The sequence below is a fragment of the Peribacillus simplex genome, assembly GCF_900156045.1.
In the GTDB taxonomy this organism is placed as follows: Bacteria; Bacillota; Bacilli; order Bacillales; family DSM-1321; genus Peribacillus; species Peribacillus simplex_D.
Window position 1 is genome coordinate 164,619 of sequence record NZ_FTMX01000008.1, and the last position, 22,818, is coordinate 187,436.

Consider the following 22,818-nt stretch of genomic DNA (forward strand, 5'->3'; position numbering starts at 1 on the left):
CCCTCCTTAAAAAGGTATGATCCCAACTGAAATGGTTACGTTACCCGATTTTTTCTTAACCAGCTCCAATTGTTCAGCTTTAGTATAAATCCTCACAGCCGGTTCACTCACACCATATGCACCCGTGTATTTAAATACTGTTTCCGATGGCGCTTCGATTTTGGCTTGATTAAGCTCTTCCGGTTCATAATGCACGAATTCCCAGCCGTATTTTTCAACTACTTCAATCAAGCCGATTTCGTCTTTCTTTAAGGAAATTGTACAGATCGCTTTAACGCTTTTTAAGGAAAACGATAATTCCGCTAGTGTTTCTGCAATCACCTGTTCAATTTCAGCTGCCGCTGTTCCCCTATTGCACCCGATACCGAGAGCAATGACTTTTGGCCGATATACGATCCCATTTTCAAGGATCCTCTTTTCCGACTGGCTAAGAATACGGTGAGTTACGACCAGCGCTGCTTGCGGCTTTGCTTGAAGCGCTTCTTCAATGGATGGGTATACGATTATGCGTTCGGGTAATGCCGTTTCATAAGTCCACCAATTCCGTTCACCTGATTCCTGTACAACGGCAACAAGCTCTTCATTTACAACAGACGCACTCACTGGCGTCAATTTTTCTGCAGAATCCCAAATCCAGCCGAAGCGCTGTCCGAATAAGTCGACAGGAATCGTTTTTTGAACATCCGATGCCGTGGTGATTATGGCTCTTGCGTCAAGGGCTGCAGCAACTTCCTTAGTCAGTTCATTCGCTCCTCCCAGATGCCCTGACAGTACACTGATGACATTTTCCCCTTTATCATCAATGACAACGACACCCGGATCCGTTTTCTTATCCTTCAAAATTGGTGCAATCATCCTGACTACCGCACCGAGTGAAATAATTAATATGATTCCTTTATATTCCTTGAATAAAGCGGGTAATAGCATACGGACACTGCCCGAAAAAAGCTGGATCTGTTTATGCTCTTCGTCCCCTTTTTCAAACTTGCTCATGTAATATAGATCGGAATTCGAAAAAACGGTATGTAATTTTCGTGCCAGCTCGACACCATGCTTTGTAATCGCCACGATCGCATAAGTATGAGACCGTTTAATGGGAGCAAGTTCCGCTTCTTTCAATTCAATGATCATGGCTTAACACCTTTTCTGAAACCGTGGGTAAAACTCGCATCATATAATTTGGAACGGTATTCATCTTTATCATGGATGGTAGGGTCCAACGCCCATCCAGCCAAAATCATCGCATGCTTGCGGATACCATTTCTACGCATATCATCATCTAAGTTCACTAACGTGGTACGGACGATTTTTTGGTCCGGCCATGTTGCCCGTTGAATGACTGCTATCGGAGTATCATCCTTCCAACCGGCTTCCTGGAGTTCTTTAACGATTTTTTTAGTCAAGGTCGCACTCAAGAAAAGGGCAATCGTACAGTGGTGGCTTGCCAAATCACGTAACTTCTCAAATTCCGGAACAGGCGTACGCCCTTCAGCCCTCGTCAATATGAGTGTCTGAGTTAAATCAGGTATAGTCAACTCTGCACCTATTGCCGCTGCCGAGGCGAATACCGAACTTACCCCAGGGATCACTTCATAACCAATACCCTCTTTCTTCAAAAGGACAATTTGTTCCATGATCGCACCGTACATGGCAGGATCCCCTGTATGGATTCTAGCAACCATCTTTCCTTCTTTAACACGCTCAACCATGATGCCAACAATTTCCTCCAAATGCATACCAGCCGTTTTTAGCACCTCGGCATCGGGTTTTGCCTTAGCAATCAATTCTTCATTAACTAATGAATCCGTATATAAAATCACATCAGCCGTTTGGAGAATGTTCAATCCTTTTACAGTAATCAAATCCGGGTCACCCGGGCCAGCACCTACAATATATATCTTCATTTTCTCACCACCATCAATGTTAAGTATTCCAGTTCAAGTCCTTCCAATTCACTCACTTTCCAAATCACTTCTTCATCGGAAGTGACTTTGGTTACGACCGAGGCCTTTTCAAGCAAGTCCAAATCTCTTAAAACGGTGATCATTAAATCGATGACCTTTGCCACTTTGATGAACACCACGGCATCATGATCTTCGATCGCCTTCTTCATCGCTTCATAGTCATCCCTTGCAGGAACTATCGCAACATGATCATCACCATCAGCCAAAGCGATGCCCAGCCTTGACGCTGACCCATTAAAAGAAGAAATGCCCGGGACTGTCTTGATTTCGACTTCGGGATGCAGCTCCTGCATCAATTTCATCATATGTATGAACGTACTATATAAAAGCGGATCGCCTTCCGTAACGAAAGCAACATCTTTACCTTCATTTAATTTTTGCCAAACTTTTTCAACCGTTCCGTTCCATTCCCGGTCCAAAATCGCTTGATCTTTCGTCATCGGAAATACCAGTCCCAGCATATCCTTCTCTTCAGGACGAATGTAAACTTCAACAATGCGATGGGCGTAGCTTTTACTCCCTTTTCTTTTTTTTGGATACGCAATGACCGGAGATTCCTGGATCACGCGAAATGCCTTTACTGTAATAAGTTCTGGATCGCCCGGGCCCACGCCAAGGCCATATAATGTACCAAGATTACTCATTCATGTCTTCCTTTCGTTGTGCAGTAATGATATAAACCGGATTAAGCGGAACAAATCTGTTCATACCCAATATTGGCTTACTTCTGGAGATTTGGGCGTGCATGATGGAAGTGTGAAAACCTGCTTCAGCAAATGCCTCATTAGCCCTGTAAAGATTCTCAATCGTCGCAGCATTCAGAACGATCCTGCCGCCTTCTTTAAGCCGTTTGCAGCATGTATTGATGAGATCTGCCATTTCGCCGCCAGTCCCGCCAATGAAAATCGCATCAGGATCCGGAAAAGTTTCCAGCCCCTGCGGAGCTTTACCATGAATTGCCGTTATATCTGTACGGAATTTACGCTGGTTTTGATAACAGTTTTCTAAATCAGGCTCATTTTTTTCAATTGCGAAAATTTGGCCTTCGGATGCAAGCTTGGCCGCTTCAATTGCCATTGAGCCCGTACACGTCCCAACATCCCAAACGATGCTGTTTTTCCTGAGATTCAGCACATGCAGGCTTAATACCCGAATTTCCTTTTTGGTTATGAGTCCTTTGTCGGGCTTACGCTGCGAAAACTCTTCATCTTCTATCCCCAAGGACCAGCTTGGACCTTCTGATTTTCTTTTCAAAATGACGACATTCAACGGGGAGAATTCCCGCTCCAACATTTCTTCAAGTTCATACCAGCCAGAGTCTTCGGTTTCTCCTTGAAGATTTTCAGCCACAAATGCCCGGTATTCAGTCATTCCGAATGAAATGAGATATTTAGCAAGTTGATTTGGACTATTTTCGATGTCAGTAAGCAAAGCTACTTTCGCTTTCCCATCTATCCTTTGGGCCAGACCTTTCATACTCCGGCCATGAACACTAACTAGGAAGGCATCTTGCCAGCTTTCACCCATTTTTGCAAAAGCAAGCTGAATTGAACTGAAATATGGGTAAACCTCTATGTTGATTTTGCTGGAAAGATAGCCTCCCATTCCATAAAACAATGGGTCACCGGAAGCTAAGACAACTGTTGGACGAGTTTCATCCTGCAGTTGTTCCACCACCTTGTTCATACCGCCCTTTATGACAATCTTCTTGCCAGAGTAGTTCGGAAAAAACGATAAGACCCGTTCACCTCCGACCAGCACTTCACTTTCTTCTATCCATTGGGCATATTGGGGCAGTAAGCTTTCCTGACCGTTATCCCCTATCCCGATTAACTTCATCGATTGACTCAATTCCAACAGCCCTTCCCAGTAATTGTCCTTTCAACGAATAAATCGCCGTTTCCATTTCAATTCCGCCCTTCACTTGCTTAATGGCAGAGTGACAGCAGGATTCACATAGTTTATTAAAAAAATCAAAATTATTTATCGCTGACATCATGTCCCCAACTTGTGACGCTGTGTTTGCATTCTTGATTTCAAGAACAAGATCATCATCAGCTCCGACGCTCTGGGCTATTTCCGATAGAAAACCGAAGTCGACCGGGGCACTTTTTGAATGCACCATCATCACACCTTGGGCCACTTTGGAAAATTTGCCCATCATACCGACCAATGATACCTTTTTAATTCCCTGCCTCTTACATTGCTTAAGTGAGAAGCCCACAAAGTCACCCATTTCAATAAAGGCTTCCTCAGGTAAATCCTGGAGAAGGCCCATCGCATACTTTTCACTGCGCCCGCCAGTGGTTAAGACAAGATGCTCGCACCCACTCGCTTTGGCGACACTGATAGCCTGGACGATGCTTGCCATATAGGCTGAACTGGAAAAAGGGACGACGGTGCCCCTTGTTCCTAAAATGGAAATGCCGCCCACAATCCCCAAACGGCCATTTAATGTTTTTTTCGCTATTTCTTCACCTGCAGGCACGGAGATGACGACTTTCACTCCTCTATTGATCTTAAATTCTTCCAATGTTTGTTTCACAGTGGTTAAAATCATTTTGCGCGGTACAGGATTAATGGCCGCTTCTCCTACAGGGACAGGAAGCCCGGGTTTGGTCACACGACCCACACCTATCCCTCCATCCAGGATAATCCCAGGTGCATCAGACCAGCTGACAGTTGCGATAATATGTGCCAGATGGGTGGCATCGGGATCATCTCCGGCATCTTTGATCGTTTCGGCACTAACAGCATTTTCCGATATATCATATTTCTCAATAGTGAAAGTGGCATCTCGCCCGATGGGCAAGGAAATCGTCGCTTCCTCAAGTGCATCCCCCGTGATCAATGCAGTCAATGCCGCTTTAGTCACGGCAGTCGAACATGCCCCTGTCGTATACCCATGACGCATTTGCGAGGGGTCTTTTTTTACTTTCTTTTCCATGATTTTTAACTATCAGCTAAAAGGGAAATTGCGTTCAATGCTGCAACAGTGACAGTACTTCCGCCTTTTCGGCCAATATTCGTAATGAATGGAACCTCCGTGATCTTAGCGAGTTCCTCTTTAGATTCTGCTGCAGAAACAAACCCAACAGGCATTCCAATGATTAAGTCCGGTTTTGCAATCCCTTCTTTAATAAGACGAATGAGCTCAAGTAAAGCTGTAGGTGCATTGCCAATGGCATAAATGCCCCCTTCATTTTCCTTAACGGCTTTTTGCATCGAAATGATCGCCCTTGTCGTATTCAAACGTTTTGCTTCGACCATCACATCCGGATCTGAAATATAGCAATGAACGTCCCCGCCGTGTTTTTGAAATCTTTTTTTGCCTGTACCGCTCTCGATCATTTGCACATCTGCAATGACATGTCTACCTTTGCGAATGGCTTCCACACCAGCTTGAATGGCATTTGGATGGATGATGACACTTCTTCCCAATTCAAAATCCGCTGAAGCATGAATGACCCGGCGGACGATCTTCCATTCATCTTCAGAAAAATCATGATTACCCATTTCTTCAGCTATGATTGAGAAGCTATAATCATATATTTTGTCTGGGTCTACCGTTAGTGGTTTAAAATCCGTTTTAAAATCCATCTTGCATTCCTCCTATTTTTCAATTAGTTGTTTATTCAACTCGTCGATGACATGATCAAAACTGGAATGAACATTTTGATAGTCAACATCCGGTCGCGATATCATGATCGTCTCTATTCCACATTCCAACGCTGCTTCCAACTTCTCATCAACCGCACCGACCTTGCCACTTTCTTTCGTAATCATCAATGTGACCCCATACTGTTCATATAGAGCTTTATTTAATTCTTTGGAAAATGGCCCTTGAATCGCAACGATATTTTTTTGTTCAATGCCCAGCTGCGCACATTTCTCCATATTGTCCATGCGTGGTAACATTCTCGCTATGACTCTTGTATTCTCTAGCCCTACCAATTCTTTTGCGAACACGGCCAGGGTTTTACTTCCGGTCGTGAGCATGATGACTCCCCGTTTCGCAGCGGCAAGCTTGGCAGCTTCCTCATAATCACGGACAACTATCAATTTATCATTCTGAAACCGTTGACTTTCACGCTCATAACGAATATAAGGGACATTTGCTGCCTTAGCTCCGTTAAGGGCGTTCTTGGATGCTTCCTCGGCAAATGGGTGACTTGCATCAACTACAGCCTGAAAACCTTTTTCAGAGATTAAAGATGTCATATCCTCTGCAGTTAATCGGCCAATCCGGGTGGATATGCCTGCATCTTGCAAACTTTTAGCTGCCGACCCGGTTACAACAGTTGCCAAAACCTTGAATCCCACCTGCTGAATCTCAATCGCTAATTCCCTTGCATCACTTGTACCCGCCAAAAACAAAATCATTTGGACGTCCCCACCACTTGCCCATCGTGATCGTGGTCGTGATGGTGGTCGTGGTCGTGGTCGTGGTCGTGGTCGTGATGGTGATCGTGGTCGTGATCATGATGGTGATGATGGTGGGCATGTCCATGTTCCTCGACATGTTTACGATAGTTTTCCAAATCACGTGCCCCGCTTGATCTGCCTTCACTAGCTTCAATTACTCGTTCTTGCAGAATATTCTGTAATGTTGGATGATATCCAAAATACTTCGCCAAAATGAATTCTTGATCTTGATATAGCTCTTGATAGCCTTTTAGCATATCCTCCATTCTTTCCATCAACACCCCTGTGAAGAGGAAATATGGCAGCATCACTACTTTTTTTGCCCCTAAGCGGATGCATCGTTCAATACCTTCGTCAACGTGCGGGTCCGTTACACCCATGAAAGCTGTTTCGACCCATTTAACATTTAATTTTTCCCATAATAATCGTGAAATTTTATATATATCACTATTTGCATCAGCATCACTGCCACCTCGGCCAATTAGCAATATTGCTGTCTCAGCCTGTTCAGAGGTTGTATCGAATCCCGCTTCCTCAAGCCGGTCTGTCAGGATTGTCAATACATCATGGTGGACCCCGATCGTTTGGCCATATGTGAATTTCACTTCTGGATACTTGGTTTTCCCATCCTCTATTTCAGCTGGGATATGTAATTTCGAATGTCCTGCATGCAACAAAATGATCGGTATGACGATAACTTCAGTAGCCCCTCGTTTTACACAATTATCAATGCCTTTGGATATATTCGGTGCCGCAAATTCCAAGAAGCACGTTTCTACAAGGAAACGCTCATCCAATGCCGGAATCATATTTTCAATAAAATGAAGGACTTCTTCATTTCCCGAAGCCAAGCGGCTTCCGTGTCCTACGAACAAAACTGCTTTCATTTACTTTCCCCCTCTTGATTAGTCTTCACAAGGCGCAGGCTCTATGTTTATTTTGGGAGCGATGTCCCGATAAGAAAAATTCTGTATCTTTTTCGAACGTTTGAAGTATTTAAAAAGCCGCTCATTTGGATGGGCATTTTGCTTATACTCCGCGACAATGTCCGTAATCAGTTCAACAAGCTGTTCCGGTTCAATGCCTTCCGCAACCGGCTGACCTGGATGGGCTGTTCTTCCAACCGGTTTAGCTCCAAGAAATAAGTCGAACTTCCCTTTTCGGAAGACAATCCCGATATCATCCATCACAGCACTATAACAAGCCATCCCGCACCCATTAAAACCGATGTTAAGTTCCTTGGGCATTTTCATTCCGCCAAGCACCCGATGTATTTCATCCGCATAAGGAATGGATTCCGTTTTTTCACCATCACAGAAATCACAGGCTTTTAATGTCAGTACATCTCCAATCGGCGATAATAGAAAGTTTGCTGATTGCAATTTCCCCGTAATCACTTCCGGATTCGTTGTCGGAATCTTTAATACGATTTTATGATTTGGCGTGTATTCCATCGTGCCCTTTTCCCCGACAACTTCCGCAAGTGTCATCATTTGTTTGGGAGTGAATTGTTTATTCGCCACACCAGGACTAACTGCAAGTTCGAATACCGACTCCATTTTTTGCTGAACAATTGGCTCAATGGATTGCTGAACGGTTTGACCCTTGACTCTTGACAGTGCTTCCATTGCCATTTCAAAGGAATCTGGCTTCTTTTCTGGTGCTTTTGTAAGTAATCCAACTCCTCCAGCGGATTCGGTGAAGGCTTCTTGCACGGATTCCTCTTCTTGATCTAATGCCCACGGTTCCGCTTCTTTTTGCAGGCGCTGATGCGGCTTCAATGGCTGCTTTTCCGAATTCAAAGTATATTTCCTCTGATAGCCTCTTGGTGTAATGATTTTGTCATCATATAAAAAGGTGGATGAATTACCAATAATGACGGTGGTCAACATTCCAATATCGTGATTCAACATATCTTTCAAATTGGTTATGACAATATCCTGCCTATCGCGATATGCACTTTTCACCAACCCGACAGGTGTATCGGGCGAACGGTAGCGAAGGAGAATTTTCTGTGTTTCAACAATTTGCCTGGTCCGCCTGCCGCTGCGCGGATTATACAGGGCAATGACAAAGTCTGCCATTGCAGCTGCTTCAACCCTTTTAGCGATCAGTTCCCAAGGAGTTAAATGATCACTGAGGCTGATCGTACATGAATCGTGCATGACTGGTGCCCCAAGTAAAGATGCACAAGAGTTGATTGCAGAAATGCCCGGAATGACTTCAATGCCCACTCCAGTTTCTTCTTTCCAGCCTTTTTCAATCAATACTTCATAAACCAACCCAGCCATCCCGTAAACTCCGGCATCCCCGCTGGAAATTACCGCCACTTTCTTTCCCAGCTCCGCTTGTTTCACTGCTTCCTGTGCACGTGATACCTCTTCAGTCATCCCCGTACTAATAATCGTTTGATCTGTAAGCAGTCCCTGAATGAGCTCAACATAAGTTTTATAACCAATGATGTAGTCACTTTCCTGAAGGGCTTCGACAGCACGTTTGGTAATGTGTTCAAAATTCCCTGGCCCAAAGCCCACGACGAATAATTTACCGTTTGTACTCATTAAGACATCTCCTTTTACGCTTTGTTCTTTGAAATACCCGTATGAGCAGGAAAATCTGGATTAGGTGTCATTTCCCCATCATTGAATTGGTAGATCATTTGTGGAACAAACTCCCCATCATCAATATGGCTGACAATTTTCCGACCGAAATCAGGCGTTTCCACTCGATACCAGTTTCCTTGAGGATAGGCAATCACAACGCAGGCATCCTTGCATCTTCCATTACAGCGTGTCCTTGTTGTATGGATTTTCAAATCCAGTCCTTTGGAAGTAATTTCATCGCGAATCGCTTGGGTTACTTCTTCCCCGCCTTTTTTCATGCAGCTGCTCCCATTACAAATCAACAGATGTGTATTTGTACCCTTTAAGTTCCAAGTAGTCATCTTCTTCCTCCTGCGTTCAGGGAAAAGGCAAAATAAAAAACCTTAACATAAGAGTCAAGGTTTAAAAAACTATATGAATGAGGAGCCCCAGGCAAAAATGCCCAATCTCCCAAAATCGTCATAGTCCTCTACCTTTCCCTCCGAAAAGTATCATGCAATTTTAAAAGCAGGTTTCCTGGCTTACGCTTCATTTTACTTTGTCCCTTCCCGGCAACAATGCCAGTGGCTATCGACAATTTCATCAGCGTTTACAGTAGCGGGGGCTGCATCGGATTTTCACCGATTTCCCTATTATCCCTTGCTTATTCACAGCAAGAGCACTTTTAAAATGAAATATTTGGTTTTGATATACATTCCTAACTAACTTTATCTATCATATAACAACTTTATCAAAATTCAATAGTTTATTCCGACTGTTTAGAAAAGTTTAATAGTGAATATCCTGCCCACAAGCCTTTCCTTGCAACAAACTTAGTCATAAAAAAAAATAGAGTGTAGCTGGAATTATTTCTTTATGGTACACTATACGAGATTTTTCAAAATAATTACATAAGTTTTATGGTGTTGAATTTTTCGGAATTCAGCTTAAAAGGGAAGCCGGTGAAAATCCGGAGCGGTCCCGCCACTGTAAAGGGAAGTCCTATTACTTTAACTTTAATCCACTGTCAATTGAGATGGGAAGGATGTAATGGGATGATGAACCAAAGCCAGGAGACCTGCCATGAAGCGTGAAACTGTTTCAACCTACGAGGATGGGTGTGCGGATCAGGCAGAAAGGCCCATGGTTGGTCTATGCTGCAAAATTCCTGTTCATTACGCACTTCTTTCCTTTGAGAGAAGTGCTTTTTATGTTGGGCGCGCCTTTCTTCTCAAGATTGATCAGAAAAATTAAAAGTGTTGAAAGGAGAAAGAATGAAAAGAACCAATTGGAAAACCATTTATTTTGTCATTTTACTGCTTTTTGTCCCAAAACGGGCAATGGCCATGCATATCATGGAGGGCTTTTTACCCATTGAATGGGCTATATTCTGGTGGGCAGTTACGCTTCCATTTTTAATCTTGGGTTACCGGTCCATTAGGTCCAAAGTAAGAGAAAACCCAGAAACAAAAATGATTCTCGGCCTTTCGGGCGCATTTGTATTTATATTATCGGCCTTAAAGATTCCTTCCGTTACGGGAAGTTCTTCACACCCTACAGGAGTTGGGTTGGGTTCCATATTATTCGGACCGTTGGCCATGAGTGTCGTTGGCTCCATCGTTCTGTTATTCCAAGCCGTTTTATTGGCTCATGGAGGATTGACGACATTAGGGGCCAATGCATTTTCCATGGCCGTTTGCGGACCGTTCATTGCTTACTTCGTCTTCAAGGGCGCAACTAAATTGGGTTGGTCTTTTTCACTTGCCGTATTCTTGGCTGCTGCTTTTGGAGATTTGGGAACCTATGTAGTAACTTCCGTTCAACTTGCTCTTGCTTTTCCATCCGAGGTAGGGGGATTCATGGCCTCTTTCAGTAAATTTGCCGGGATTTTTGCCCTGACCCAAATCCCCTTGGCAATCAGTGAGGGGTTATTGACAGTCGTCGTGATGAATTTCTTGAAAAAATACAATCTAGGCGAATTGAAGTTGCTGCGAGTTTTATCTAAGGAGGCACGTTAACATGAAAAAAAGTTTACTGCTGCTTTTCCTGGTCGTCATTCTTGCTACCATACCGTTAATCACCCAACAAGGAACGGAATTTGGCGGTGCCGATGGCGAAGCTGAGGAAGCCATCACCAAAATCCAGCCGGAATACAAGCCATGGTTCAACAGTATTTGGGAGCCGCCAGGTGCAGAAACCGAAAGCTTATTATTTGCGCTGCAAGCTGCAATCGGAGCTGGTTTCATTGGTTATTTCATAGGTGTAACGAGACAAAGGAATAAGCAAACCAAACAAGAAATTCCCGAGAAATCGAAGCATGTTACTCATTGATAAATATGCCTATTTCAATGGGCTAAAGGATGTACATCCGTTGGAAAAGATGGTTTTTGCACTCTCCCTTTTGCTATTTTCGTTAACGGTAAGGGATATGACCGTTTCGCTCATCACTTTTACGGTGATGAGCGCTTTAATCATTTTTGCGGCAAAAATCCCGCTTTCTTATTATCTTAAATTACTTCTATTACCAGGATTCTTTATACTATCAGGTACAATTACCATCCTTTTTTCTTTTACAAGCAAATATACTTCGATTTCGAATATATGGTGGTCCTGGAAGGTCGGGAACTGGCAAATATTCATCAGCGATGACAGCGTAGGTACAGTGATCGATTTGATCACTGTCGTATTAGGCAGCATCAGCTGTTTATATTTCCTTACCTTGACTACACCCATTACCGTCATCCTATCCGTGATGCGAAAACTTAAAGTGCCTTCCTTATTGGTCGATTTAATAGAATTGACCTATCGCTTCATTTTTATTTTTTTAGAAACAGCTTTGGCCATTCACCAATCACAAGCTTCACGACTGGGGTATGGCTCGTTAAGGAAAGGCATTCGATCTCTCGGATTACTAATCTCATCATTATTTTTAGGAGTATTGCAGCGCTCTGGACATTTGACGATGGCCATGAACGCAAGAGGCTATCAGGAGAACCTTTCCTATATCGAGGATACTTACACATATTCCTCACGCAATTGGCTTTTCGCGATTGTAATACTAGGAAGCTTAATCTTTATTAATGGATTTTTCTAAATTGGAGGCAACCCAAGAATGGACGAGCATATTTTTCATATAGAAGGCCTCACCCATCAATTCGCGGATGGAACGTTCGCTTTAAACGATCTTTCGCTAACGATCCAACATGGTAAAAAGATAGCATTATTAGGCAATAATGGTGCCGGAAAATCGACTTTATTCCTCCATTTAAATGGTCTTTTACAACCTACGGCAGGAAAAATCAGATTTAAGGGCAAGAAAATGAAATATGACCGTAAAACATTATTATCATTACGAAATCAAGTCGGGATCGTCTTTCAAGATCCCGACTCGCAGCTTTTTTCCGCTAATGTACAACAGGATATATCGTTTGGACCGATGAATTTAGGATGGGATAGAAATGCAGTCCAGGAGAAAGTAAATTGGGCGATGGCTGAAACGGAAGTAACCGAACTAAAAGACAGACCCACCCATTTTTTGAGCCTAGGACAAAAAAAACGAGTCGCCATTGCTGGGGTACTCGCCATGGAACCTGATGTCTGGCTCTTGGATGAGCCTACCGCTGGATTGGACCCTTATTTCTCAAGACAGATCATGGCTCTGCTGGACAGTATCCACCACCATGACAAAACGATCATCCTATCAACTCATGATGTTAATTTAGCTTATCAATGGGCTGATGAAGTCGTTGTCATGAACGCTGGTAAGGTCATATACCAAGGAGATCCCGTCTCCGTTTTCCATGATGAAGACGTTTTGCTGCAGGCACATCTGGAGAAGCCGTGGGTTTTTGAAATGTTTCAAGCCCTACTTCAATCAAGGGAACCTTTAGTACGGGACCTTTACCCAAGAACGAAGGAAGAATTGCTTCAAATGTTTGAGACTGAAAGGATTTTTTAATTAAGCATCCCCTAGCTATTGTTTCATCTTTCCAAAAGCTAGGGGATCAAAAAACTGATATATTTTTAAAATGGCAGACAATAATTCTTGTTCCTAAAAAACAAAAATCTTATTATTTATTACTTTTCTTCCTCTGTTCTTTCTTTTCCAAGTTCAATATCTCTTCCGTTTACATCATCAACGACTGCTTTTATTTCGCCTTCCGCATAAGTATCCGAGACTTGTTCGTGGGTTGTAGCCAGTCCAGAAGATAAATCATCTTCCCGTTTATAATCACTGACATCATATGTTCTTCCGGAAATTTCTGAAGATTCATTTTTTGATTGCTTGCTATCCATTTTTTTCACTCCTAGTTTTTAAATTGTCCAATCATCCATTGACAACAGTATTAAAGACAAAGGTATTTTGTGTAAAAACTGAAGCAATATTCAATAATGATAAAAAAAGGAGGGAAAAGGCACAAAAAAAGCTTACAAGAAAAATCCCCTTTCAAGGACCTTACATGCAAGCTTATTTAGAGCTTAGGCTTCCTTCCTCACATCCACATTATCGGACGGGTCACCCCAACATTCCACATTCTTCAAACCTTTAATATTGTTCACATGGAAGACAGGATTTTTCCCACTTTTCTTTTGCTTTTGATAATCCGCCAGTGCAGCAAATGCAATTTTCCCTAGTAATGCTATCGCGATCAGGTTGATAATGGCCATAAGGGCCATCAGCAAGTCAGCCAGTCCCCAAACAAAATCCAATGAGGCAAGTGAACCGAATATCACCATACCTACGACTGCAATACGATAGATGTTTAACCAAACCTTATTTTCATTGATGAAGCCAATGTTCGACTCTCCATAATAATAGTTGCCCACAATGGAGCTAAAGGCGAATAACAATACAATGATGGCAAGGAAAATACCCGCCCAAGATCCCAATGCCGTTCCAAGGGCATTTTGGGTAAGGACGATTCCATCCGTTTCCTTCGATGTATAAAGTCCTGAAAACAAAATGATGAAGGCAGTCGAACTGCAAATGATGAGCGTATCGACAAAAACACCTAGTGACTGAATGAGCCCTTGCTTGACGGGATGACTGACATCTGCCGTCGCACCAGCATTTGGTGCACTACCCATCCCGGCTTCATTTGAAAATAGGCCGCGCTTGATTCCCTGCATCATGGCAGCTCCCAGTACTCCGCCAGCCACTTCTTTTATGCCATTAAATGCACTTTCAAAGATCAGGACAAAAACACCAGGTAACTCGGTGATATTCATGATGATGATAATCAACGCCACTATCACATAGGCTCCTGCCATGATAGGAACGATGACTTCAGAGACCTTTGCAACCATTTTGATCCCGCCAAAAATGATGACAGCCGTGACAATAGCCAAGATGATTGCCGTAACCCACTTTTCGATCCCAAACGATTCGTTGAATGCGCTTGTAATCGTATTGGCTTGTACCGAGTTGAACGCCAGTCCAAATGTAAGCGAAATCAACACAGCGAAAGTGATGCCCATCCAGCGGGCATTCAATGCTTTTTCCATATAATACGCAGGACCGCCGCGGAATGCATCCCCATCCTTGACCTTATAGATTTGAGCAAGTGTACTTTCAATGAAAGCCGAAGCAGATCCGATCAGTGCTATTAACCACATCCAGAAAACGGCTCCAGGGCCGCCCATCGTGATCGCTATGGCAACACCTGCAAGGTTACCCGTTCCTACCCGGGAAGCCGTACTAATACAAAATGCCTGAAAGGATGTCACACCTTTTTTTTCCGCAGTGGCCCCTTCGCCCAATAGCCGGAACATTTCCCCTACCATCCTGAATTGAACAAACTTCGTGCGAACGGAAAAATAAAGTCCCAATCCAATCAACATGATGATCAATATGGAAGACCATAACACATCATTTGTCTCAGTAATAAAATTTTCTAAGATCTCCATTAAAAAACCCCTCTACTTACTCTAATTATTATTATAAAAACATATACAGCTATAATTTATTTCCCTGTTCATTGGGGGAAATGAAGCCATAAAAAAAGGAAATTCCGTAATGAATCTCCAATACAATAATATATTATATCCTAACACTCTATTTTTTTCATTCATGAATTGGTGTAATCTATCGAAATATATAATATTTCAATATCATTTCCTTTAGATAATAATCTTTCATCCTCACTTCATTTAAATTCATTGTAACGTTAATAAAATTCCTATTCAAAACAACCGGGATATAGAAAAGCCTCACAGATTAACGTGCGAGGCTTATTTAGCAATCATCTGCCCTCTCTTATCTTATATTCTGGATTTCTGTAGGTCACAATGTTGAAATTAGGTCTTTTATGATATCCTTGTTCTGTCTCTCCTAGATGGTTAAAATACCTTGTGCAAACAGCTTTCTTAATTCTTTCTTATCAATTTTTCCAATCGGCGTTAATGGAAACTTATCTAGAAAATAGACAACTTTAGGAACCATATACTTTGAGGTTCTTTGTTTGCAGAAATCAATTAATTCCTCACTAGTACAGTTCAACCCTTCTTGCAGTGATGCAACGACACACACTACTTCTCCCCAATCTGGATGGGGAACACCTATGCAAGCACTTAATGCAACAGAAGGGTGCAGGTTCACCACCCTCTCGACTTCTGAAGAATATACGTTCATCCCGCCTGAAATGATCATATCTTTCTTACGATCCACAATATAAAGGTAACCGCTTTCATCCCATTTACCAATATCACCAGTGTAGAACCATCCATCACGGATGTATTCCTCGGTAAGATCAGGTCTTTGATAATAGCCTGCCATCATCGCTGGCGATTTTACGATAATTTCACCAAGCTCGGAAGGTTTTACATCATTTCCTTCATCATCAATCAGTCGAATTTCGGTAAGGATGCACGGTTTTCCACAGCTTTTCAAAATTTCCGAATTGTTATGATAAGCCCATACATGGGCGCTTTTCGATAGTCTTGTAATGACAATATTACATTCTGTCATGCCGTATTGCTGGCGCATAATGGGCCCGAATACTTCAAAAGCTTCTTTAAGGCGCTTTTGTGAAATTGGTGACGCGCCGTAGAAAATATTGCGCATGGAGCTCATATCATATTCCATCTTCTTTGTCTGATCAAGCAGTCTGTATAACATGGTCGGTACCAAGAATGTCGTCGTAATTTCATGATCCTTTATCGCCCGTATGAATTCTGCAGCGTCGAATGATGACATCACATAGACATGGACGCCCGAAACAAGGGATCTCCAAAGTAATGAACCGGCCGAATGCACAATAGGCGTACTTAGCAATACTCGGTCTCGGTCGTCAAGTGGGTCTTCGATAGCGGCAGAAAGTATGGCGGCGCCGAGTCCCTTCTGGGAATGCATGACGCCTTTCGGTGTACCCGTTGTCCCGCCTGTATATGACAGAAGGGCAATGTCTTCCGCTTCAGCTAAAGGCAAGTCTAAATTATTTATTTCACCGGGCCATTGAAACCGTTCAAACTCCTCTGGATAATTAATATTAAAGCCAGGAAGCCCAATGACATGGATATCTTCCTTCTTCATTACTTCCAAATACTCAATGAAGGTATCAAAGTGTGTCTTTGTAGCTATTATGACCAATTCTGGTTTTGCTTCCTTTAGGATGAATTGTATTTCTCGTTTCCCCAGTTTTTCACTTAATGGCACTAGGGTAGCTCCACATTGCTGGATGGCCAAACCAAACATCACACTTTCCAAACTGTTTGGAATGATGGTCGCTATGCGGACACCCCTTCCTGCACCTAAGCGAAGTAAATAAGAAGAGATAAGGTTTGTTTTCTTCCATAACTCGTCGTAGGTTATCGTTTCCCCGTTTGGCAACAAGGTAATTGCGGGCAGTTCGCCGAACCGTTTCATTCCTTTATTCAACAGTGACTGAAATGTCAACTTATGCAGCATGCATTTTTTCCTCCTTCGAAAAAGGTTTTACCCTTTTAATAATGCTTTGGCAATTGTATTTTTTTGAATTTCCGAGGTTCCGCTCAGAATCCGATACATCCGTGCACTCCTGTACATTTTTTCTACAGGATGACCTTTTACCAAGCCTTTGGAGCCAAAGATTTGGATGGCCTTGTCAGCCACACGGCAATTTACTTCTGAAGCAAACAGTTTTGCCATGGACGTGCCGGCCCGATCTTCTTTTCCTTGATCAATTTTTTCAACTACATCATAGACCATGCACTTTGCTGCATAGATTTCCGTCGCCATTTCTGCAAGCATATGCTGAATTGCCTGGAAGTCACCAATGGGCCGGCCGTGTTGGACTCGCGTTTTAGCATGTTCAATAGATAAATTGAGAAGGTGTTGAGCCATTCCGATAAAGCCGGCCGCATGGGAAGCGCGATTTGTGTTTATTCTCTTCAATCCGAGCAGCAACCCTTTTCCTGGTTCTCCGATTATATTGGCGGCAGGCACTCGACAATGATTGAAATTTAATTCAGCATGTATGCGCTCACCTGATAGGGGAACTTGAATGTCTCCTAGTTCAAACCCCGAATGTTGGGGTGTTCTTTTATCTACTAGGAAAGCAGTGATTCTACCTTTTCCTCCTTCCTGAAATTCTTTCGCCATGACAATGGCGAAATCAGCATAGGGTGCAGCACTGATAAAATGTTTTTTTCCATTCAATATATAATCATTTCCGTCTTTAACGGCAGTTGTTTCGATAGCAAAGGCGTCCGATCCGGCATTTGGTTCTGTTAGGGCAAAACAGCAGCTCGCTTCCCCCTTCACGACGGGCATCACATATTTTTCTATTTGCCCCGGTGTAAAACTTTCCAACATTTGACCAATTCTTAACGGCCCGCCAATCTCGCCGATAACCTGCCCCCATAACACCGCTCCGGAACGGGCCAATTCTTCCTTGAACATGCATAATCCTTTTAAGCTAACATCTTGTCCACCATACTTTTCAGGGAGGTTAATTCCGTAAAAACCCAATTCCCTGGATCGTTTTCTTGCCCATTTTATGGCTTCCATCGGTATATCCTCTTCAGCGTTCAATCCATGCTCCTGTTCATATGGAAGCAATTCATCTTGAATGAAAGCCTGCAACTTTGTTTGAAGTACCTCTAATTTCTCTTCCTGCGTTGTTACCATAAGTTTCCCCTTTCATATCTTGGTTTTATCAAACTATTCAAATATTTAAAATGTTATAAAATTAATTTTAAAGGTAAATAATATTTAAGTAAAATAATGAAATATGATATAAACATAAGAAAAATTGATGTAAATACAAAAAAATATTAGTTCCCTTCAGCATAGGAAACTAATATTTAAGAGCAGTATAGAATTCGAGACATTTTATAAACTCTCTGGCAGCTTTTGAAAAATGCTGCTTCTTAGAGCGAACATAACCGAATTCCATTGTATTATTTTCTAGCTCAACCAAAGGAATGGCCACAAGTTCCCCGCTTAGGAAATAAGGGTCGCTGTTCATTCCAATATCATAGGAAAAGGCAATGGCTAATCCCTCAGCGACGGTTTTTTTGATGATTTCTGTATTATTTGTGAAAAACAAAATATTCATCTCACCGTAATGATCAAAAAAACCTTTGATGAACGCCTTCATCCTTGGTCCATTGTAAACGACCAGATTTTGGTCCATTAGCTCTTGTGGGGTTATGCTTTTACGGTTGGCTAAAGGGGAATTCTTACTGACCGACACAATCACTTTTGCTTCCATTAAAGGTTGAAATTCCAACTCATTTTCTTTTGGTTTAACCTTTGGAATATTCAAGAGCCCGATGTCTATCTTAGCATTCAGTACTTCTTCGGTTATCTCTTGTCCCCCTTTTTCTTCAATCACGATTTTCACCTCGGGATACTTCTTCTTAAATAATGCCAATGATTTAGGCAAAACCGTAAGAAATAAACCTTGTGTAGAGGATAGGCGTAACTCTTTTTCCATCGTATCTGAATGTATTTGCGCACTGTCTCTTATTTCTTCCAATTTGCTTAATACTTCAAGAGCCTTCTGGATGATTTCCTTTCCGTCTTCTGTAGGTATGGTTCCTAACCGTGACCGTTTGAAGATTTTTATACCTAATTCCTTCTCCAGACTGGTAATGGCCATGCTGATTCCGGATTGAGAGATATGGAGGCTCTCAGAAGCCGTGGAAATCGAGTTTACCTCGGCCACCTTTATGATATATTCCAATTGTTCTATATTCATGGTTCATTCTCCTTCTAGCCTATTACCAATATCATACCTCGAACAGAAAGCCCTTTCAATTTTAGAGATGAAGAATCAGGCTCCCCGAACTGTCTCCTCAAAAGCAGAGTGCCAGTTTTATACAATGGTAGTTGTTTTTTCGTATTCTTTAGCCGGTTGTGCCCGATTATTTTTAATAGAAACGGCAACAACCGTACCCAACAACGCCATTATCACCAAAAACAGGAAAGCTGCGTCATAGGAGTCATTAAACAAACTGATAATCAAACCGAGGGCTAAAGGAGAAACCGCACCTGCAATTTGACCAGCAAAAGTTACGAGTCCGGAGGCAGAGCCCGTAAGTTCCTTTGGTGAGTATTTTATGATAATCGTATATAGAACGGTCCCAAAGAAAGACAGTGCTATGGAGTTGAGAGTGAGATAAGTGATGAAAAGTGCTATGGACGTGGCGTTAGACATTAAAAAGAGAAAAATTGCGGATAATAAAGCTCCTGCAGCAGCAAGATACTTCTCCCGGTTAGCCATATGCTTATCCAGTAGCCATCCGCTTACATTAAACATCAAGAAACCAAAAACATAAGGGATTGCCAATAAACCCCCGGCGGCTATTAAATCAACCCCTTTTTCCTTAACCAAATATATAGGCATCCAAGTGATCAGACCATAGTTGATAATATTTGAGATAAACTTGAAAGTTATAAGTTTCCAAATATTTTCGATTTTAAATAATAGTTTCAGAGCTACCTTTTTTTGTTTCGGATTGTCTTTTTTAACCTCTTGAGTTCCTTGAGGCTTTAGAATGAACCAAATACCGAAAGAAATTAATATCCCTAGAATCCCGGCAATGGTAAACATGCCCCGCCACCCGAAAGCTACAACCATCGAAGCGGCAAGAGCGGTACCTAATATCCCGCCAATATTCTGGGCAGACAGGAAAAATGAATTTGCCCGGCCCCGTTCTTCTTCCGGGAAGTTATCTCTTATAGTGGACATACTGGCAGGATAGAAAGGCCCTTCCCCTAAACCGAACAGAAAACGAATGAATAATAAAGACATAAATGACCAAGCAAACCCAGACATAACAGTGAACAAAGACCAACTAAACAAAGAAACAGTAACCATGACCCTGGCTCCATATTTATCGGTCATCCATCCGCCAAGCGGTTGCATGAGCGAGTAACTAACAAAAAATATACTAATTAAAAAACCTGTCTGGGACGTATTGAGATGAAACTCATCTGCAATGGGAATAATTCCGACATTTATGGCAACGCGATCAAAAAAGCTTAAAATCATTCCAACAAATAAAAGGCCGCTAATCATTAATTTTCGTTTCTTACTTGCATACAGCTGCATTCCTCATCACTCCATTTTTTATATTTCACAAAACTTTTGAATCCACTTAAGGGAAGCGCTTACAATTTCTTTCAAAATGCCAAAGCTTGAATATTCACTTTTCACTGATTGATTTTTGTTCTGTGACTTTTAGGAGCGTTTCATTCATTAAAAACAATGAATGAATTTATTAAAACGAAACTGGATGCCTACAAAATTATTTGATACATTCAAACCCACGAGACTAAAAATTTGACTCGTGGGTGCAAACATTGGTCACCGATTCATCCCGTTTACAGAATATAAAGTAGTTGATTATCACGGAGTAACGATATTAACCTTTGGTTGAAATTGATCCAGCAAAGACAAGAAATCTACAAACTGCTCTTTATCACCGGAAATGGAAACGTTACCTGCTGCTTCCATCTTGGATAAATCTTCACGTCCTAGAGCAATTTGATAAAAGGTTAGTCTATCCATTGTTAATGCTGCATCAGGGTTGGACGCCATTTTCCCTTTCTTGAAATTCAATACTGAATTATCTAGATCAATCATGTAATTGGTTTTCGAATCCTTAAATGTAATATTGAATGTCATATTTTTATTTTCCGCTTTTGTTCCGTTTAATTTAATGGACAAGAATTTCAGGAAATCATCCATTGGCATATTGAGCAGCGTATCAAGACTCATCATTCCGCCAGTTCCCTTGGAGTCTGCCACACCATTCCTTAACTCATCTGCGCCGGTAAGATAGAAATTACGCCACACAGCAGATTCAGCTGTGTATCCTAATTGTTCATAAGCATTAGCCAGTAAATTTTTTGCTTCTGTATTCTTGGGGTTAGCCATGACTACATGCTTTAAGACTTGAGCCACCCAGCGATATTCCCCTTTTTTATAATCAAGTTTTGCCCGTTTAATGACCTTCTTTTCCCCACCCATATACTCCACATATTTAGCGCCCGATTCCTCTTGTGGTAAAGTATCCAAGTCGGATGGATTAGCGTTGAAATATCCTAAATAAAAGTTGTACACCGCTTTTACGTTGTGTTTCAATGTTCCGTAATACCCCCGATTGGCCCAAACTTTATCCAACTTTTCAGGAAGCTTTAACTTTTCCGCGATTTCATCAGGTGTGAGTCCTAAATTAGCTAATCGTATGGTTTGGTCATGAATATATTTATACAAATCACGCTGACTTTCCAACTGCTCCAGAACATGGTCTTTTCCCCATATGGGCCATGTATGGGCGGTAACCATAGCATCTATATCTTCATTTCCAAACAGATCGACTGTTTCATCAAGTGCTTTCACCCATTTCAAGGTATCCCTGGTTTTAGCTCCCCTTAATGTATAAATGTTATGTAACGTGTGTCCGGTGTTTTCGGCTACCACTAAAGTTTTGTAATCTTTGATATAATAATGCATCTCTGATGGAGCTTCTGAATCCGGCGTCAATAAAAACTTAAATGCTATTCCGTCTATTTCCACCGTTTGAATATCATCCTTTACTTCCATTGTTGGAGGTAAATAGCTAAAAGTTCCGTTACTTAATCCCGGGCCAATACCAGAAGTAACAAACCCTCTATCATTTGCGGGTAAAAGATTTCCAAACATATAACCTGCACGGCGAGACATTATATTACCTAAAAGAATATTTTCACTTAGCGCTTCATCGTTAAAACCTTCGGGAACAATAATGGGCACCTTAGCTGGATTTTCAGCGTACTGAGCAATGCCTTTTATACCACCAAAGTGATCCGCATGACTATGACTAATAACAATGGCACTTACCGGTTTTTTGGGTCGATGTTCAAAATAAAGCTCCATCGCTGCTTTGGCCGTTTCAATTGTAGAAAGTGTATCCAAAACTATTAATCCAGTTTTTCCTTCCACAATGGTAAGTACTGATAAATCCTGGCCCCGAACTTGATAAACGCCATCTACCACTTTAAATAAGCCTGTTATATTTTGTAATTGTGCCTGCCTCCACAAGCTAGGGTTTACAGTATTACTTGCCGGCTGATCTTCTTTGATGAATGAATATCGATTACTATCCCATACTACGTCACCTTTTGAATTCTTTATTGGATTCATGTTCAAGGGTGCAATGAATCCTTTATGTGCATCCTTAAAATCTTCCTTGTCTTTAAAATTCAACTGTTCATAAAAAGCTTTATTTGCTGAAATAGTTGCATTTGTTGCTGGCATTGGCTCATCAGATGATGCATTTGTAATAGTAGATCCTGCGAGTATAGCAAAAACAATGGGAACGGAAACAATTCCTTTAATAATAGATACTTTGGACATCTCATACCCCTTTCTCGATTG

22 protein-coding genes and 2 riboswitches are annotated in these 22,818 nt (G+C 41.9%); of the genes, 5 read left to right on the forward strand and 17 right to left on the reverse strand.

Translation table 11 applies throughout. The features are described from left to right. Positions 1–6 precede the first annotated feature (6 nt). From BW986_RS23900 to BW986_RS23945, 10 genes are read right to left on the reverse strand one after another with little or no spacing between them, the layout of a single operon-like run. Entirely contained in the window at positions 7–1,131 is a 1,125-nt protein-coding gene (locus BW986_RS23900; protein WP_076371478.1) for a cobalt-precorrin 5A hydrolase, read from the reverse strand. Beyond that, positions 1,128–1,904 (reverse strand): precorrin-4 C(11)-methyltransferase, encoded by a 777-nt coding sequence (gene cobM / locus BW986_RS23905; RefSeq protein ID WP_076371480.1) that lies wholly within the window; start codon positions 1,902–1,904, stop codon positions 1,128–1,130. The genes BW986_RS23900 and cobM overlap by 4 nt, the downstream gene beginning before the upstream one ends. Beyond that, the gene (gene cobI / locus BW986_RS23910) at positions 1,901–2,608 is read right to left on the reverse strand and encodes a precorrin-2 C(20)-methyltransferase (RefSeq protein ID WP_076371482.1); all 708 of its coding nucleotides are present in this window, start codon (positions 2,606–2,608) and stop codon (positions 1,901–1,903) included. The genes cobM and cobI overlap by 4 nt, the downstream gene beginning before the upstream one ends. Then, entirely contained in the window at positions 2,601–3,815 is a 1,215-nt protein-coding gene (locus tag BW986_RS23915) for a bifunctional cobalt-precorrin-7 (C(5))-methyltransferase/cobalt-precorrin-6B (C(15))-methyltransferase (RefSeq protein WP_076371600.1), read from the reverse strand. The genes cobI and BW986_RS23915 overlap by 8 nt, the downstream gene beginning before the upstream one ends. Beyond that, on the reverse strand, positions 3,778–4,911 hold the full coding sequence (locus BW986_RS23920; protein WP_076371484.1) for a cobalt-precorrin-5B (C(1))-methyltransferase: 1,134 nt from the start codon (positions 4,909–4,911) through the stop codon (positions 3,778–3,780). The genes BW986_RS23915 and BW986_RS23920 overlap by 38 nt, the downstream gene beginning before the upstream one ends. 5 nt (positions 4,912–4,916) lie before the next feature. Next, the gene (locus BW986_RS23925) at positions 4,917–5,564 is read right to left on the reverse strand and encodes a precorrin-8X methylmutase (protein WP_034312499.1); all 648 of its coding nucleotides are present in this window, start codon (positions 5,562–5,564) and stop codon (positions 4,917–4,919) included. Between the two features lie 12 nt (positions 5,565–5,576). After that, positions 5,577–6,347, reverse strand: coding sequence for a precorrin-6A reductase (gene cobK, locus BW986_RS23930; RefSeq protein ID WP_076371486.1), 771 nt, complete (start codon positions 6,345–6,347; stop codon positions 5,577–5,579). Further along, positions 6,344–7,276 carry a sirohydrochlorin chelatase gene (locus BW986_RS23935; protein WP_076371488.1) on the reverse strand — a complete coding sequence of 311 codons (933 nt, stop codon included), beginning with the start codon at positions 7,274–7,276 and terminating at the stop codon, positions 6,344–6,346. Before BW986_RS23935 ends, cobK begins: the two co-directional genes overlap by 4 nt. A gap of 18 nt (positions 7,277–7,294) precedes the next feature. Further along, a complete protein-coding gene (gene cobJ, locus BW986_RS23940) occupies positions 7,295–8,950 on the reverse strand; it encodes a precorrin-3B C(17)-methyltransferase (protein ID WP_076371490.1) in 1,656 nt (551 codons plus the stop codon). 14 nt (positions 8,951–8,964) lie between these two features. Then, positions 8,965–9,333: a (2Fe-2S) ferredoxin domain-containing protein gene (locus BW986_RS23945; RefSeq protein ID WP_076371492.1), complete on the reverse strand. Its 369-nt coding sequence runs from the start codon at positions 9,331–9,333 to the stop codon at positions 8,965–8,967. A gap of 148 nt (positions 9,334–9,481) precedes the next feature. Further along, positions 9,482–9,673, reverse strand: a riboswitch (cobalamin riboswitch). 202 nt (positions 9,674–9,875) lie between these two features. Beyond that, positions 9,876–10,071: riboswitch (cobalamin riboswitch) on the forward strand. Between BW986_RS23945 and BW986_RS30405 the strand changes: the two genes are divergently transcribed. The 5 genes from BW986_RS30405 to BW986_RS23965 all read left to right on the forward strand — a co-directional run bounded on the left by BW986_RS30405 (position 10,055) and on the right by BW986_RS23965 (position 12,929). Next, complete coding sequence (locus tag BW986_RS30405; protein WP_179086154.1) at positions 10,055–10,225, forward strand: hypothetical protein; 171 nt, start codon at positions 10,055–10,057, stop codon at positions 10,223–10,225. It overlaps the preceding riboswitch by 17 nt. Positions 10,226–10,245: 20 nt before the next feature. Then, positions 10,246–10,989, forward strand: a complete 744-nt coding sequence (locus tag BW986_RS23950; RefSeq protein WP_076371494.1) for an energy-coupling factor ABC transporter permease — start codon at positions 10,246–10,248, stop codon at positions 10,987–10,989. A 1-nt stretch (position 10,990) separates the two neighbouring features. Then, positions 10,991–11,302: an energy-coupling factor ABC transporter substrate-binding protein gene (locus tag BW986_RS23955; protein WP_076371496.1), complete on the forward strand. Its 312-nt coding sequence runs from the start codon at positions 10,991–10,993 to the stop codon at positions 11,300–11,302. Then, positions 11,289–12,065 carry a cobalt ECF transporter T component CbiQ gene (gene cbiQ, locus BW986_RS23960; protein WP_076371498.1) on the forward strand — a complete coding sequence of 259 codons (777 nt, stop codon included), beginning with the start codon at positions 11,289–11,291 and terminating at the stop codon, positions 12,063–12,065. The genes BW986_RS23955 and cbiQ overlap by 14 nt, the downstream gene beginning before the upstream one ends. A gap of 18 nt (positions 12,066–12,083) precedes the next feature. Beyond that, entirely contained in the window at positions 12,084–12,929 is an 846-nt protein-coding gene (locus tag BW986_RS23965) for an energy-coupling factor ABC transporter ATP-binding protein (protein ID WP_076371500.1), read from the forward strand. A 119-nt stretch (positions 12,930–13,048) separates the two neighbouring features. On the opposite strand, the gene BW986_RS23970 is transcribed toward BW986_RS23965, so the two are convergent. The 7 genes from BW986_RS23970 to BW986_RS24000 all read right to left on the reverse strand — a co-directional run bounded on the left by BW986_RS23970 (position 13,049) and on the right by BW986_RS24000 (position 22,797). Further along, positions 13,049–13,267, reverse strand: a complete 219-nt coding sequence (locus tag BW986_RS23970) for a YozQ family protein (protein ID WP_076371502.1) — start codon at positions 13,265–13,267, stop codon at positions 13,049–13,051. 183 nt (positions 13,268–13,450) lie between these two features. Beyond that, positions 13,451–14,878, reverse strand: coding sequence for an alanine/glycine:cation symporter family protein (locus BW986_RS23975; RefSeq protein WP_076371504.1), 1,428 nt, complete (start codon positions 14,876–14,878; stop codon positions 13,451–13,453). A 424-nt stretch (positions 14,879–15,302) separates the two neighbouring features. Next, a complete protein-coding gene (locus BW986_RS23980) occupies positions 15,303–16,877 on the reverse strand; it encodes a class I adenylate-forming enzyme family protein (RefSeq protein ID WP_076371506.1) in 1,575 nt (524 codons plus the stop codon). Between the two features lie 27 nt (positions 16,878–16,904). Further along, the gene (locus BW986_RS23985) at positions 16,905–18,077 is read right to left on the reverse strand and encodes an acyl-CoA dehydrogenase family protein (RefSeq protein ID WP_076371508.1); all 1,173 of its coding nucleotides are present in this window, start codon (positions 18,075–18,077) and stop codon (positions 16,905–16,907) included. A gap of 169 nt (positions 18,078–18,246) precedes the next feature. Beyond that, a complete protein-coding gene (locus tag BW986_RS23990) occupies positions 18,247–19,152 on the reverse strand; it encodes a LysR family transcriptional regulator (RefSeq protein ID WP_076371510.1) in 906 nt (301 codons plus the stop codon). Positions 19,153–19,269: 117 nt separating this feature from the next. After that, the gene (locus BW986_RS23995; protein ID WP_076371512.1) at positions 19,270–20,508 is read right to left on the reverse strand and encodes an MFS transporter; all 1,239 of its coding nucleotides are present in this window, start codon (positions 20,506–20,508) and stop codon (positions 19,270–19,272) included. A 297-nt stretch (positions 20,509–20,805) separates the two neighbouring features. Further along, positions 20,806–22,797: an alkyl/aryl-sulfatase gene (locus BW986_RS24000; protein WP_076371514.1), complete on the reverse strand. Its 1,992-nt coding sequence runs from the start codon at positions 22,795–22,797 to the stop codon at positions 20,806–20,808. Between the last annotated feature and the right edge of the window lie 21 nt (positions 22,798–22,818).